We start from the raw sequence: 14,260 nt of genomic DNA, 5'->3' as shown, positions 1-14,260 counted from the left end.
CTTGCGCTTTATCAGAAAAGGTTAGAAGCATGCATCGATTGGCTTAGGCACCCCTTGATAAGCATAAAAAAGCGGAACAGTGACCTGTTCCGCTTGAGATGGCGTTTTAACTGAAGGGGTTTAGAACTGGTAGTTCAAGCGCATGAGGAAGCTACGTGGTGTGCCTGGCATAGAGTCCGAACGCCAGTATTCTTTATTGGTCAAGTTGCTGACAGCTAAAGTCACGTTCCATGGGTCAGTACTATAACCAATGGCAGCATCGACACGGTTGAAGCCTTCCATTTTGTTCAAGTTATTGATGTTTGTGTAATAAGAGCCCACATAAGTCACACCAACTTCACCGTAGAGTTTTTCTGTAGGTAAGTAGCGCACAAATAGGTTGCCTGTGTTTTTAGAGGCATTTGCTAATGCATTCCCTACATTCTCTGGTTTTTCCTTATCCTTTTTCACTTCAGTATCGGTATAACCATAACCACCACGGACAAATACGTTGTCCAGTACACGACCGATGAAGCTGAACTCTAAACCTTTGGCTTGATGTTCACCACCTACGGACCAAAGGAAAGGTTGTTCTTTTGAATCAGGTTGATAACGAATATTCTTTTTACGAATGTCATAAACAGAAAGTTGTGTGTTTAAGCGTTGGTCTAACCAATCACTCTTAACCCCAATTTCATATTGTTCATTGTATTGAGGTTCAGCATCATAGTATTTAGGATCAGTATTAACATCAACAGAAATATTGCCACGACCTCCATAAGGGGCGAAGCTTTTATTGTATGAAGTATAAAAACTGTGTTGTTCTGATGGTTGCCATACAAAGCCAATATTAGGGCTGAAGGTCGTATCATCATATTGTTTTGAAAGGTTCTGGATATGATTGGTCGATTTGAAATTGTACTGATCATAGCGCATACCTAACATCATTTTAAGTTTAGGTGTCAGGCTAATTAAATCTTGAGCAAAGAACCCCATTGACTCACCTACGTGATGATTATCAGAGGTTACAGGGAGACGTTCTGAGCTTGGTAACGTATTATATTGGTCTGCTGGATTGTAAGGGTTAATAAAACCATAGTAGCGAGGAACACCTGTACCACTTGAGTAATTTCCTAGTTTTGGTGAACGGTCTTCACGGCTGACATCTGCACCGACGAGGAGCTGATGTTCTATAGCTCCAGTTTTGAATGAGCCAGAAATATCAAAAGTATTGGTAATGGTCTTATTCATGGTTTCTTGCCATGCATAGCTTTGACGTATGTAACCATTCCAAGTACATGCTTTTGGTGTTGCTTCTAAAGTGAGATTGTTATTGCAATAGGTACCACCAAAGAAGTTGTCAAAGTTTTGATAAGCTTGGCGATAACTGAGCGCCCAGTGGAAATTCCAATTTGGCGCATATTGATATTTCACATCAGTACGAATAACTTGTAATTCATCTTCAATAAAATCGCCTTCTTGAGCAAAGCCAGTCTTGATTGAAACACCCGCGGGTAAGTTACTATAAGAAGGCCCGCGGTCAGGGGTTCGATTTAATTTGTCATAAGTATATTGTGTGGTCCACGTGAGGGTTTCATCATCATTTTTATAAGTGAAACTTGGCGAGATCATTTCAATTTTACTATCAATGCCTGAACGGAAACTATCCGCTTCACCGTATTCACCTGTTAAACGGACAGCCCAATTGTCATTCAACACTTGGTTAATATCTGCTGTTGCACCGTAGTTATCATATGAGCCTACGTAAGTACCGACGGAACTTTTCGAGTCAAAGTTGGCGTATTTACTCACCATATTGATCACACCACCGCCAGCACTACGACCGTAAAGTACCGAGGCAGGGCCTTTTAAAATTTCGATCCGTTCAATGTTGGATGTGCTGCGACGTACTTGGCCACTTTCACGAATACCATCACGGTAAATATCACCCGAGTCGGCAGAGAAACCACGGAGGGTGATGCCATCACCACGCGTATCGTAGCTGGTGGATACTCCCGGTGTGCCTTGTAGCATCACACTGAGGTCGTTAGAGCCATAGATTTTATATTTCTGTACATCGATGGTATCGATGGTTTGAGGAATATCTTTTTTCTTTAACCCATTTCGTGTGACATTGGCATGATCATAATCGACATAGCTTTTGATTGGATCAAGTTCACTCATTGCCTCAATTTTCAAGGTAGGCAGAACTGCTGTTGTGTTCGATTTGTTTGTCGTCGCTTGAGAGGAGGGGTTCTCATTATTTTGTAGTGTCGCTTCATCCGCATAAGCTGCATGCGCATTTAAAATCATAAAGCTGAGAAGGCTATATTTGAATAGGTTAGAACCACAAAGCGGCTGTGGTGAAAATTTCATCATGATTTAAGGCTCGGAGAGAGTGAATTGCCAATAAAAATGAGAAGTATAATCATTTACTAAAAATGAACAAGACTTACGGTAATATTCATTTTTTCTACATAGTTTTACTGAGTTTAAAAGTACAGCTATACAGGCTATTTAATTTTTCTAAAAAATTGATAAATAAGCATTAAAATTTGAAGAAAATGCAAAAGAATTATTTTTGTGAATTTTCCATACATTTTTTACAGCTTAAAAGAACACCTATTTTTTCTTGGCGTCCTTGCTCAGTTTGTACCCAGGGACGGTTTTGCCACGGTGGAGTATGGCGGACATGTTGTGTGTGACCACAGGTAAGCTCCGCCACCCAATGACGTTCTTCATCTAGATGAAAACCGACAATCGCTTGTTGCACTTAAGTATCTCGACTGTCGTGTTGGGTCTGTTCCAAACCGTTTAAAAAACGCTGACACAGTTGATGGATGGCTACCAAATCATCGGGATCTAGACCTAAAGAACATGCCAGCTCAAATGGAATGGCCATAATTTTATCTTTGGCTAAGAGTGCTTTTTCCAGCAGAACGACTTTTTTCATACGTTCATCTTCTTTGACGGCAACACGCTTCAAAAACTGTTTTTCTTCTAGTTTTTTAATAATTGGGGTTAAGGTGCCTGAGTCAAAAAAGGTTTTTTGTCCAATCTCGGTCAGCGTCACATTGTCCTGCTCGTATAAAGCCAACAAAACAATAAATTGCGGATAGGTCAGATCGTAAACCTGTAAGCGTGGACGGTATTGACGAACCATGGCATTGGTTGCGGAATACATGGCAAAACACACGCGGTTTTCTAAAAGTGGGGTGTCCGCCATGTTGCATGTCCTTGGGTGTTGATGTCTGTAAAGCAGTATAAATGAAATAGGGATGAAAGTGTATTGTGCATAATAATCTTGTGCACAAGTTAATTGTGTGCGATATTTATTTGAGGTTGAGATCGATTCAGAACTTGAAGCGACTTTAATTAATGACATTTTGATGAATGGAAGAGATGTAATGACCACAATTTATGATTTTCAGGCCGAACTGTTGGAAGGCGAGCAAAAGAATCTGGCCGATTATCAGGGCAAGGTTTTATTGGTGGTGAATACCGCTAGCCAATGTGGTTTAACCCCGCAATTTAAAGGTTTGGAGCAGTTATATCAGGACTATCAACAGCAAGGCCTGCTGATTTTAGGTTTTCCTTGTAACCAATTTGCGCAGCAAGACCCTGCGAGTAATGAAGAAATTGGTGGCTTTTGTCAGCGTAACTATGGAGTCTCTTTCCCAATGTTTGCCAAAGTTGACGTGAATGGGCCTACAGCGCATCCGCTGTATCAGTATTTAACCACTGAAGCTAAAGGTATTTTAGGTAGTCAAAGCATCAAATGGAACTTCACCAAGTTTCTCATTAACCAAAAAGGGCAGGTGGTGAAACGTTATGCGCCAATTGTTAAACCTGAAAAAATTGCTAAGGATATTCAACGCCTTTTGGCTTAATGGAGAAGGTGTGGAAAGGAGCTGTCGCTTGGTAATGGATGCATACTTTCCTTTGTTGCATCGCGCAGTTAGCATCTGATTAGTTGCCGCAAGAAGTTGTAGTTATTTGAATAAAATAGATTTTTTAATCTTTAATTATTACACAACTTGTTGCACCCAAACCTGAAAACTTCGCTATACTTTTTGCCAAGTTTAAAAAAATTTGAGCGTGAGAATTATGCGTGTACTAGTAGTGATGGACCCGATTGAAACGGTGAATCTGAAAAAAGATTCCACCATGGCCATGTTATGGGCAGCAAGCCGTCGCGGACATGAGCTGGGTTATGCATTACAACACGATTTATATATCGATCAAGGCAAAGCCTTTGGTCTGATTTCTCCCTTAAAAGTGTTTGAAGATTACGATCATTATTTTGAGTTGGGTGAACAGCAAAAAGAGTCCTTGGCCGATTACGATGTGATCTTGATGCGTAAAGATCCACCGTTCGACATGAACTTTGTCTATACCACTTATATTTTGGAACAAGCGGAACGTGAAGGCGCGTGGATTATCAATAAACCACAGTCCTTACGTGACTGTAATGAAAAACTGTTTGCCACGCAGTTCCCCGAACTCCAAGTCCCTACATTAGTGACTTCACAACAAAGCCTGATCCGTGAATTTATCAAAGAACATGGTGATGTGATTGTGAAGCCTCTTGATGGGATGGGCGGCATGGGAATTTTCCGTTTATATCAAGATGGTGTGAACATTGGCTCAACTTTGGAAATGTTGACGGAAATGGGCACACGTCCAATTATGGCGCAGCGTTATATTCCTGAAATTGTGGAAGGGGATAAACGTATTTTGCTGGTCAATGGCGAACCGATTCCATATTGCTTGGCGCGTATTCCACAAAATGGTGAAGTGCGTGGAAATTTGGCCGCAGGTGGTTTGGGTCAAGCACGTCCTTTGACTGAGAATGACAAGGCCATTGCTGCAAAAGTGGGACCCTTCTTACGTGAAAAAGGTTTGGTTTTTGTCGGACTTGATGTGATTGGCAATTATGTGACCGAGATTAATGTCACTAGTCCAACCTGTATTCGTGAGATTGATGCGCAATTTGGTACCTCGATTGCCGATGATTTATTTGATGTCTTGGAAGCAGGCAAAGCCAGCTAAAACGACAGAAAAGGAACCTGAAATGGTTCCTTTTTTCTTTCATGGTGGTGGTCGGTTTTGAAATAGAGCTGTACTTTGCTGCAAAGTGTATCAATTTGGTTGAAAATAAAGCGGATTATGTTGCCAGACACTACAAATTTTCATCCTACTCAAATGTATGCACTCAGATTGTATTTCTAGGCGCTAAAATGACGCGAATAGGGCTTTAGAATTGTATTAAATAATTGATTCCAATCAGCTTCCTAGTTTTAATTTTAAATATCGCCAATTGCGCTGTTGAGCCTGATTGTGTGCTGTAGTTTGAGTAAAAATGCACATCTGATAACAAATCTAGTTTAAACTTGAAAATCAGTAGAAAAAAACAATCAAATGCCTGTTGAAAAAAAGTAAATAATCTTTCGCGACTATGCGTTTGTGATTACAATTGATCGCTTAAAATTGAATTTTGTTTCCATATTTTTAGAATTGAAGAATTAGACTGTGACCGAAGCAACACCAACAAAGCCGAAACATGTAATGATGATGGCTGCCGGAACGGGCGGGCATGTTTTTCCAGCACTTGCTGTGGCTAAGGAATTACAGCAACAAGGCTGCCAAGTCTCGTGGCTTGCTACGCCTACAGGTATGGAAAATCGCCTGCTTAAAAATCATGATATCCCAATTTATCAAATTGATATTCAAGGTGTGCGCGGCAATGGCTTAGTCCGCAAAGTATTGGCACCCTTTAAAATTTTAAAAGCCACTTTAAGTGCAATACGTTACATGAAGCAGCTCAAAGTCGATGCCGTCGCGGGCTTTGGGGGGTATGTCGCTGGGCCTGGTGGATTGGCTGCGCGCGCACTGGGTATTCCTGTGATTATTCATGAGCAGAATGCGATTGCTGGATTTACCAATACGCAGTTATCACGTATTGCCAAAACTGTGTGTCAGGCTTTTCCAAATACCTTTGCTGCACAAGATAAAATTGTGACTACGGGTAATCCCGTCCGCAAAGAGATTACGGAAATTTTAAATCCGTCTTGGCGTTATCAAGAACGTGAAAAAGCTGGAGCCACGCTTCGAGTTTTAATTGTGGGTGGTTCATTAGGTGCACAAGCGTTAAATGAGCGTGTTCCTGAAGCATTGAAGCAATTGAATGTGCCGTTAAGCGTTTATCATCAGTGTGGTCAAAACCATGCAGAGACGACCCAAGCGCGTTATGCCGATGCTCCTGAACAGCTTCAGGTTGAAGTCCACCCTTTTATTGAAGATATGGCCCAAGCCTATAGCGATGCCGATTTAATTATTTGCCGTGCTGGGGCGTTAACCGTTACCGAAATTGCGACTGCCGGTGTGGCTGCGGTTTTTGTTCCACTGCCAAGTGCAGTGGATGATCACCAAACGGCCAATGCAAAGTTTTTAGCCAATATCGGTGCAGCCAAAATTTGCCCGCAAGCAAGCATGACGCCCGAGAGTTTAAAAGCATTATTATTACCCTTGATGAACCGTCAGTTATTGTCTGAAATGGCAGTGAAAGCACGTCAGCAAGCACAACCCGATGCAACCCAACATGTGGTTCGTTTAATTCAAGCATTGTAAACCGAGTATTTTATGTCGCCATCTACGCCTGCTGATCAAGCAAAAAAGTTAATTAAAGTGCCAGAAATGCGCCGTATTAAGCACATCCATTTTATTGGGATTGGTGGTGCGGGTATGTGTGGTATTGCTGAAGTGCTCAAGAACCAAGGCTACAAAGTCTCAGGTTCAGATATTAAAGCATCAAAAACCACGGCTCAGCTTGAAGAAAACGGCATCAAAGTCTATATCGGGCATACCGCTGAAAATATTCAAGGGGCAAACGTGATTGTGGTGTCGACTGCAATTGATGCAGAAAACCCTGAAATCAAAGCAGCCATTGAAACGCGTACACCTGTGGTGCGCCGTGCAGAAATGCTGGGTGAGCTGATGCGCTACCGTCATGGAATTGCTGTTGCGGGAACGCATGGTAAAACCACGACCACTAGCCTTGTCACGTGTATGTTGGCAGAAGAAAATCTCGACCCAACCTATGTGATTGGCGGTTTGCTGAACCGTACTGGTGTGAATGCTGCGCTGGGCGCGAGTCGTTTTATCGTGGCAGAGGCAGATGAGTCAGATGCATCATTCCTGCATTTGCAACCGATGGCTACCATCGTGACCAATATTGATGCAGACCACATGGACACCTATGGTGGTAGTTTCGATGTCTTAAAAGATACCTTTGTGCAGTTCTTACAAAAACTACCGTTTTACGGCTTGGCTGTAGTATGTGGCGATGATGCCAACATTCGTGAAATCATGCCGCGCATTGGTCGTCCATTGATCACGTATGGTTTTAACGAAGATAATGACATTCGTGCAGTGGATATTGAACAAGAAGGCATGCAGTCGCACTTTACCGTATTACGTAAAGATCGTGAGCCTTTGCGTTTAACCATCAATTTGCCAGGTTTACATAATATTTTAAATGCACTTGCGGCGATTGGTATTGCAACCGATGAAGGTGTGTCTGATGCTGCGATTGCACGTGCGTTAGAAAGTTTCAGCGGTGTAGGTCGTCGTTTCCAAGTCCAAGGTGAATTTGACATCGACGGCGGCAACGTGAAATTGGTGGATGACTATGGTCACCATCCTAAAGAAGTCGAAGCGACCATTAAAGCGGCACGTGCAAGCCATCCAGATCGCCGTTTAGTGATGATGTTCCAGCCACACCGTTTTAGCCGTACCCGTGACTGTTTCGATGACTTTGTGGATGTATTGTCACATGTCGATCAGTTGTTGCTGCTTGAAGTCTATCCTGCGGGCGAAAAGCCGATTGTGGGGGCAGATAGTCGTTCATTGGCGCGTAGTATTCGTTTACGTGGCGATGTAGAGCCGATTTTAATCGATCCAGTCGAAGGTAATTTGCAGCATGCGTTGAAAAAAGTGTTACAAGCGGATGACTTGTTATTGACGCAAGGCGCAGGTAATGTGGGGGCTATCTCGGTTGAGCTTGCAAGCAATCATTTATATTTAAAATAATCACGTTTTGTGATTACTCAATGAATAAAACAGTCATAAAGTTTAAGGATATCAACGTGTCAAATGCTTCAAAATTCGGCAAAGTAGCGGTGTTGCTTGGTGGTAGGTCTGCTGAGCGTGAGGTTTCTCTAGATAGTGGTGCAGCTGTACTTGAAGCATTGGTTCGTTCGGGTGTAAATGCAGAAGCTTTTGACCCGAAAGAGCGTAGTGTGACCGAATTGGTCGGTTATGACCGTGCGTTTATTGTGTTACATGGTCGTGGTGGAGAAGACGGTCAAATCCAAGGGGTCTTGGAGTGGCTCAACATCCCGTATACCGGAACAGGCGTACAGGGTTCTGCCATTGGTATGGATAAAGTTAAAACCAAGCAAATTTGGCAGGGTTCAGACTTACCAACAGCGCCTTATCGCATCATTGGCCAAGAGTCAGATTTGGCTGAAGTGGTAGCGAATTTGGGCCTTCCACTGATTATCAAGCCAGTACACGAAGGTTCAAGTGTCGGCATGAGTAAAGTCGAAAAAGCAGAAGATTTGGCAGCGGCAATCGCCAAGGCGACCCAACACGATGCTGTGGTGATGGCTGAAAAATGGATTACGGGACGTGAATTCACGATTTCATTTTTAAATGGTCAACCGCTACCTGTGATTCGTCTACAACCGCCTGCTGATGTGGCTTTTTATGATTATGAAGCGAAATATCAACGTAATGATGTGGAATACGGAATTCCGTGTGGCTTAAGCGCTGAAGAAGAGCAAAAGTTGCAAGCGCTTTGCCTCCGTGCATTCCAAGCGGTGGGTGCAAGTGGTTGGGGTCGTATTGATGCGATGCAAGATGAGCAAGGCAATTTCTGGTTACTCGAAGTGAATACAGTACCTGGTATGACCAGTCACTCTTTGGTACCAAAAGCAGCAAATGCAGTGGGTTATAGCTTTGATGCACTTTGTGTCCAAATTTTAGAGCAAACACTGACAGGTGCGGCTCACTAAATGGCGCAATTACCCGCTTCTATGCGCCGTAAACGCGCAGCGATTACTTCGATACACGATAAACCACCGACGCGTAAGGAAAAGCTTGCCAACTTCGGTGGTTGGGTGATGTTGGTCGTTGCCGTGGCGGTGCTGTTGGTTGGTATTTATGGCTTATATCAAGTCATGACAGATGCACGTGTGGCCGAACTTGATGTAGTCGGCGTACGTTCTGAGGCGGAAAAAAATCAGGTGATGGGACATGTTTCACCAGCCATTACTCATAATTATTTCACCTCAGATTTAGAAGAAATTCGTGATCGCACTTTAGAGTTGGCTTGGGTCGATCGCGTGGTGGTTTCGCGGGCATGGCCGAATGCGATTCGCGTTCGTGTTATGCCACGGCATGCAATTGCACGTTGGGGGACAGGGCGTCTCTTAAGTGACAGCGGTGATGTATTTAGCGAAGTGACGCCGAAAAATAATCAGAATTTGCCTTTATTACACGGCCCAATCAGTCAGTCTAAAATGATGATGCGCCGTTATAATGAAATTAATCAATTATTCCAGCCAGTCAATCTCCGTTTAAAAGAACTATATTTAACGGAGCGTATGACTTGGTTTATGCAGTTCGATTCAGGTTTACGTGTTATCGTAGATCAGGATCAAACCATGAGTAAGCTGCAACGTTTGAGTTATTTGGCTCAAAGTGATTTGAAGCCAGTTTGGGTCAAAGTATCTGCCATTGATTTGCGTTATCGGAATGGCTTGGCCATCCAATGGAAAAATGCTGCCGCACCAAAGATAGCAAATGGTCATTTTGTTGTAACGATTGATGACACAAGCATTGCAGGTGGAGCAGCAGCAAAGCCATAATACTTGGCTTTAAAACAGAGGCATAAAGCCATAAATTAAACAAACATGTGATGGTAGTAGTAAATAATGAATGAAGCGGTTCCCTCAGTTGTTGCGATTGACATTGGGACGCACAAAGTTTCAGTTTTGATTGGTAAGGTACATGCGCCAGACAATATCCAAGTGATAGGAATGGCAACTGCTCGTAACCGAGGCATGAATAAAGGAAAAATTGTAAGTCTTGATAAAGTCATTACAGCGATAAAAAATGCCGTGCAAGAAGCAGAAGATATGGCTGAATGCCGTGTCCATTCCGCGTGGGTCTCAATCCCAAGTGCCGAGTTAAAAAGCTTTTATGCATCTGGACGAACGCCAGTTGAAAATACTGACCATACAATTACAACAAGTGAAGTGGTTCGTGCATTAGAGTTGGCCAAAGCCAGCCACATGACCTCGGATCATTATTTGGTCAGTGCTGTTCCACTGGGCTTTGAGTTGGATGACTCCACTGAGTGGGTACAAAACCCAATACGGATGTCTGCACACAGCATGATTGGTCATTATCAGTTGATGATGTTACCAATTAGTACCATGCAAAACCTTGATCGGGCCTTAAAAGGCGCGAACATCGGGGTGGAGAAACTGGTGGTGTCTTGTCTGGCAACGGCAGAAGCGAGCCTACTCAAAGATGAAAAAGAGTATGGCGTCTGTTTAGTCGATATTGGTGCAGGTACCACCAACATTGCGGTGTATTTGGATGGTCGTTTGGCGTTGACACATACTTTGCAGCGTGGTGGCGAACATGTCACCCGTGATATTGCTGCTGTGTTACAAACCACCACTGAAGAAGCTGAGCGAATTAAATTACTCTATGGGTGTGTCGACATTAAGTCGGTTAAACCGGACCATATGATTCAGATCCAAGGGATTGATGGTCCGCAAACGATTAGTCGTATTGAGCTGACTGAAATCGTGATTGCGCGTTATGAAGAAATCTTAGGCCAAGTTCGCCAAGAGCTAGAGCGTAATGGTGCGATTCATGGTTTGTATCATGGTGTGGTGTTAACTGGTGATGCCAGTCAAATCGAAGGTATGGTGACGTTGACCCGTCGTATGTTGGGTGTGTCTGCGCATTTGGGTAATCCACCTGTGCAAGTGACAGCAGATGAGCAAAGTATTGCCGCACTGCGTCGCTCTCAGTATGCCACTGCTGCAGGTTTGTTGATGTTTAGCCAGAGCGAAACACAAGAAACCATAGTGGAACCAGAAGATACGGAAAAACTGTCTCTGATTAAGCGCGTTGGACGTGCTTGGTCTGGACTCAATGAAAAGCTGAAATCTGTTTTTTAAGTTGAATTTTTTTGGAATATTGTTAAGAAGTTGTACAACGCATCGCTTAAACTTGACAAGCTATGGCTTGCACAGCATGCTTAAAAGCAATTTTGTTTATTAAGATCAAGGCAGTATACGGGCTTAAGTGACTGCCAATAACGAATTAGGAAATCTATAGGTCATGGCCTCATTTGAATTTTTAGAAGATGATCAAACCGATAGCAACGGTCAAGCCCGTTTTACTGTGTTTGGTGTTGGTGGTGCAGGTGGTAACGCCGTACAACACATGCTTGAGTCAGATATTCAAGGTGTAAAATTTGTATGTGCCAATACGGACAAGCAAGCGCTAGACCGTATGAATGCACAATTCAAGATCCAGTTGGGTGAGCAAAGTACTCGTGGCTTGGGTGCGGGTGCCAATCCAAATGTAGGTCAAGCAGCGGCTGAAGAAAGTCGTGACTTGATTCGTCAGCACCTTGAAGGTACTGACATGGTGTTTGTCACTGCTGGTATGGGCGGTGGTACAGGTACAGGTGCTGCGCCAGTGGTTGCTGAAATTGCCAAAGAAATGGGCATTTTAACCGTAGGCGTAGTAACGACACCGTTTAACTTTGAAGGTAAACGTCGTCTTCAGTCTGCTGAGCAAGGCATTGAAGCATTAGAAGCGCATGTAGATTCTTTAATCATCATTCCAAACCAACGTTTGTTAAAAGTTTTCCGTGACATCTCAATGAAAGATGCTTACAAAAAAGCGGATGATGTCTTGTTAAATGCGGTCCGTAGTATCTTTGATTTGGTAGTACGCCCAGGTCATATTAACCTTGACTTTGCTGACTTGAAAACTGCGATGAGCACACGTGGTTATGCCATGATGGGTGCGGGTTTAGGTCGTGGTGAAAACCGCGCACGCCAAGCAGCTGAACAAGCGATTCGTAGTCCATTGCTGGATAACGTCACCATTATGAATGCCAAAGGGATTCTGATTAATGTGACGGGTGGTGATGACGTCACGTTTGGCGAAATCGAAGAAATTACCGACGTTGTGAACCAAATTGTCGATCTAGACGAAGGCCAAGTCTTCTACGGTACCGTATTTGATCCGGATGCGCGTGATGAAATCAGTGTCACTGTCATTGCAACCGGTTTGACTCGAAATTCAGCAGATTCTGCTGAGCCAGTGAAGCGCCCAAATGCACATGTGCAGGTAGCACAACATGGGCATGCAACGCAAGTGGTTGTTGAAGATGATGATGTGCCTGCAATCCAGCGTCAGAACCAAGACGTGGCTGCTGCAGCAAGTTCTGCATCGACAGTGAGTGCCGCACGTCCAACTCCAATGAGTATTCAAGATTACTTGAAAAATCAACAACGTAAGTAGTGTTTGTCTATGTGGTTAAGCCACATGTGATGAAGAAAAGGTAGTCTCTGACTACCTTTTTGTTTTTTATCAATGGCTAAATATGCTAACGTATAGCGGTTTAGTGGTGAGATGATATGAAACATGTTGAAACAAAGAACTCTACAACGTGTCGTTAAAGCAAGCGGCATTGGTTTGCATAGTGGTCAAAAAGTCTTAATTAACTTTGTGCCACATCATGCGGACGGAGGAATTGTGTTTCGTCGTATCGATCTCAATCCACCGGTCGACATTCGTGCAAATGCGATGTTGATCCAAGAAGCCTTCATGTGTTCAAACTTAGTTCAAGAAGATGCCAAAGTCGGTACGATTGAACATGTTATGAGTGCAATTGCAGGTTTGGGTATTGATAACTTGATCATTGAAGTGTCTGCCTCTGAAGTCCCAATTATGGATGGCAGTGCAGGTCCGTTTATTTACTTGCTCATGCAAGGTGGTCTCAAAGAACTGGATGCCCCTAAAAAATTTATAAAAATCCTCAAACCTGTAGAAGCACTTATCGACGACAAACGCGCCATTTTCCGCCCGCATGAGGGTTTCCAACTCAATTTTACCATTGACTTCGACCATCCCGCTTTTAAGAAAGAATATCAGTCTGCCACTATTGATTTTTCAACCGAAACCTTTGTTTATGAAGTCAGCGAGGCTCGTACTTTTGGTTTTATGAAAGATTTGGACTATCTCAAAGCCAATAATCTCGCTTTGGGGGCAAGTTTAGACAATGCCATTGGCGTCGATGAAACGGGGGTGGTGAATGAAGAAGGTTTGCGCTTCTCAGATGAGTTTGTTCGTCACAAAATATTAGATGCGGTGGGGGATCTTTACTTGCTCGGTCACCAAATTATTGCCAAATTTGATGGATATAAGTCTGGGCATGCTTTGAATAATCAATTATTGCGCAATGTCCAAAGTGATCCAAGCAGCTATGAAATTGTAACATTTAATGACGAAGATCAGTGTCCAATTCCTTATGTGAGTGTGACTTAAGTCATTGTCTTTATTGTGTGATGTTATATTGTAACAAACATAAATGTGATGAATTTATCATTTTAAAAACGCAATTCTGAAGCGGGTCGAGACGAGGTTACTTTTTTTTGCTTGCCAAACGTCGCATTGCTTGGCTAAGCTTAGGGTCGCTCACAAAGTCAGCAGCACCTCGGATTAAGTCTTGAGTTTCTGTGCTTAGCGATCTTGAAATAGATTGTATCTTTGCGGGTGTTTGAGAGGGGATTCTCAAACGAACTTGGAGTTTTTGTAGGTCTTTAAACTCATCAAGTTCCGACAGTTGTGCAATATATTGTTTTTGAAGGTAACCAAGTTGACTAATCATCGCTTGATTTTCGCCGGTAATCGTCAAAATACCATATTGATAACAAACAACCTGCCACTGCTCTGGTTGCGGTAGGATAGGTTGAATCAGTTTTGTAAGTTTCTGCCATGCAGTTACTTGCTTTGAGAGAAACGTTAAGTTTCCTGTTTTTATGTGTTTTCTGGTTTGTTGAAAGAGATTCACTGGTTCGGACATACATATTTCCTTCATGTTAATGTCTTAATCTTATGCGCTTCTTTCGGTAGATATCAAGGACGAGATCACGCAAGAAACATTCGTAAGAACAGTTTT

13 protein-coding genes are annotated in these 14,260 nt (G+C 43.0%); 9 read left to right on the top strand and 4 right to left on the bottom strand.

From position 1 onward, the window contains the following. Positions 1-120: 120 nt before the first annotated feature. From GVX98_RS16030 to GVX98_RS16020, 3 genes are all read right to left on the bottom strand, one after another. Entirely contained in the window at positions 121-2,358 is a 2,238-nt protein-coding gene (locus GVX98_RS16030; RefSeq protein WP_159128638.1) for a TonB-dependent siderophore receptor, read from the bottom strand. 196 nt (positions 2,359-2,554) lie between these two features. Then, positions 2,555-2,752 carry a DUF3565 domain-containing protein gene (locus tag GVX98_RS16025; RefSeq protein WP_159128637.1) on the bottom strand — a complete coding sequence of 66 codons (198 nt, stop codon included), beginning with the start codon at positions 2,750-2,752 and terminating at the stop codon, positions 2,555-2,557. Beyond that, complete coding sequence (locus GVX98_RS16020) at positions 2,753-3,205, bottom strand: MarR family winged helix-turn-helix transcriptional regulator (protein WP_159128636.1); 453 nt, start codon at positions 3,203-3,205, stop codon at positions 2,753-2,755. Positions 3,206-3,386: 181 nt separating this feature from the next. Between GVX98_RS16020 and GVX98_RS16015 the strand changes: the two genes are divergently transcribed. The 9 genes from GVX98_RS16015 to lpxC all read left to right on the top strand — a co-directional run bounded on the left by GVX98_RS16015 (position 3,387) and on the right by lpxC (position 13,626). Beyond that, positions 3,387-3,869, top strand: a complete 483-nt coding sequence (locus GVX98_RS16015) for a glutathione peroxidase (RefSeq protein WP_159128635.1) — start codon at positions 3,387-3,389, stop codon at positions 3,867-3,869. A 217-nt stretch (positions 3,870-4,086) separates the two neighbouring features. Beyond that, positions 4,087-5,031, top strand: a complete 945-nt coding sequence (gshB, locus tag GVX98_RS16010; RefSeq protein WP_058870511.1) for a glutathione synthase — start codon at positions 4,087-4,089, stop codon at positions 5,029-5,031. Positions 5,032-5,511: 480 nt separating this feature from the next. After that, positions 5,512-6,609 carry an undecaprenyldiphospho-muramoylpentapeptide beta-N-acetylglucosaminyltransferase gene (gene murG / locus GVX98_RS16005; RefSeq protein WP_159128634.1) on the top strand — a complete coding sequence of 366 codons (1,098 nt, stop codon included), beginning with the start codon at positions 5,512-5,514 and terminating at the stop codon, positions 6,607-6,609. 12 nt (positions 6,610-6,621) lie between these two features. Then, the gene (murC, locus tag GVX98_RS16000; RefSeq protein ID WP_005401502.1) at positions 6,622-8,070 is read left to right on the top strand and encodes a UDP-N-acetylmuramate--L-alanine ligase; all 1,449 of its coding nucleotides are present in this window, start codon (positions 6,622-6,624) and stop codon (positions 8,068-8,070) included. Between the two features lie 56 nt (positions 8,071-8,126). After that, positions 8,127-9,056 carry a D-alanine--D-alanine ligase gene (locus tag GVX98_RS15995; RefSeq protein ID WP_159128633.1) on the top strand — a complete coding sequence of 310 codons (930 nt, stop codon included), beginning with the start codon at positions 8,127-8,129 and terminating at the stop codon, positions 9,054-9,056. Next, positions 9,057-9,911, top strand: coding sequence for a cell division protein FtsQ/DivIB (locus GVX98_RS15990; protein ID WP_159128632.1), 855 nt, complete (start codon positions 9,057-9,059; stop codon positions 9,909-9,911). 66 nt (positions 9,912-9,977) lie between these two features. Then, complete coding sequence (gene ftsA / locus GVX98_RS15985; protein WP_087011895.1) at positions 9,978-11,240, top strand: cell division protein FtsA; 1,263 nt, start codon at positions 9,978-9,980, stop codon at positions 11,238-11,240. A gap of 163 nt (positions 11,241-11,403) precedes the next feature. Then, positions 11,404-12,600: a cell division protein FtsZ gene (ftsZ, locus tag GVX98_RS15980; protein WP_159128631.1), complete on the top strand. Its 1,197-nt coding sequence runs from the start codon at positions 11,404-11,406 to the stop codon at positions 12,598-12,600. A 123-nt stretch (positions 12,601-12,723) separates the two neighbouring features. Next, complete coding sequence (gene lpxC, locus GVX98_RS15975; protein ID WP_062031958.1) at positions 12,724-13,626, top strand: UDP-3-O-acyl-N-acetylglucosamine deacetylase; 903 nt, start codon at positions 12,724-12,726, stop codon at positions 13,624-13,626. Positions 13,627-13,723: 97 nt separating this feature from the next. Here lpxC and GVX98_RS15970 read toward each other — a convergent pair whose 3' ends face one another. Then, positions 13,724-14,164, bottom strand: a complete 441-nt coding sequence (locus tag GVX98_RS15970) for a hypothetical protein (protein ID WP_058870506.1) — start codon at positions 14,162-14,164, stop codon at positions 13,724-13,726. Positions 14,165-14,260 lie beyond the last annotated feature (96 nt).

The sequence above is a fragment of the Acinetobacter sp. 8I-beige genome (genome assembly GCF_902505955.1).
GTDB lineage: Bacteria > Pseudomonadota > Gammaproteobacteria > Pseudomonadales > Moraxellaceae > Acinetobacter > Acinetobacter johnsonii.
The sequence above is the reverse complement of the archived record's forward strand: the minus strand, read 5'-3'. Positions and strand labels throughout refer to the sequence as shown.

What these genes read in the sequence shown, in the direction of transcription:
- GVX98_RS16020 (WP_159128636.1), bottom strand. Translation starts at nt 3,205, where the DNA reads ATGGCGGACACCCCACTTTTAGAAAACCGCGTGTGTTTTGCCATGTAT.
- lpxC (WP_062031958.1), top strand. Translation starts at nt 12,724, where the DNA reads ATGTTGAAACAAAGAACTCTACAACGTGTCGTTAAAGCAAGCGGCATT.
- ftsA (WP_087011895.1), top strand. Translation starts at nt 9,978, where the DNA reads ATGAATGAAGCGGTTCCCTCAGTTGTTGCGATTGACATTGGGACGCAC.
- gshB (WP_058870511.1), top strand. Translation starts at nt 4,087, where the DNA reads ATGCGTGTACTAGTAGTGATGGACCCGATTGAAACGGTGAATCTGAAA.
- GVX98_RS15970 (WP_058870506.1), bottom strand. Translation starts at nt 14,164, where the DNA reads ATGTCCGAACCAGTGAATCTCTTTCAACAAACCAGAAAACACATAAAA.
- GVX98_RS15990 (WP_159128632.1), top strand. Translation starts at nt 9,057, where the DNA reads ATGGCGCAATTACCCGCTTCTATGCGCCGTAAACGCGCAGCGATTACT.
- murC (WP_005401502.1), top strand. Translation starts at nt 6,622, where the DNA reads ATGTCGCCATCTACGCCTGCTGATCAAGCAAAAAAGTTAATTAAAGTG.
- ftsZ (WP_159128631.1), top strand. Translation starts at nt 11,404, where the DNA reads ATGGCCTCATTTGAATTTTTAGAAGATGATCAAACCGATAGCAACGGT.
- GVX98_RS16030 (WP_159128638.1), bottom strand. Translation starts at nt 2,358, where the DNA reads ATGATGAAATTTTCACCACAGCCGCTTTGTGGTTCTAACCTATTCAAA.
- GVX98_RS16015 (WP_159128635.1), top strand. Translation starts at nt 3,387, where the DNA reads ATGACCACAATTTATGATTTTCAGGCCGAACTGTTGGAAGGCGAGCAA.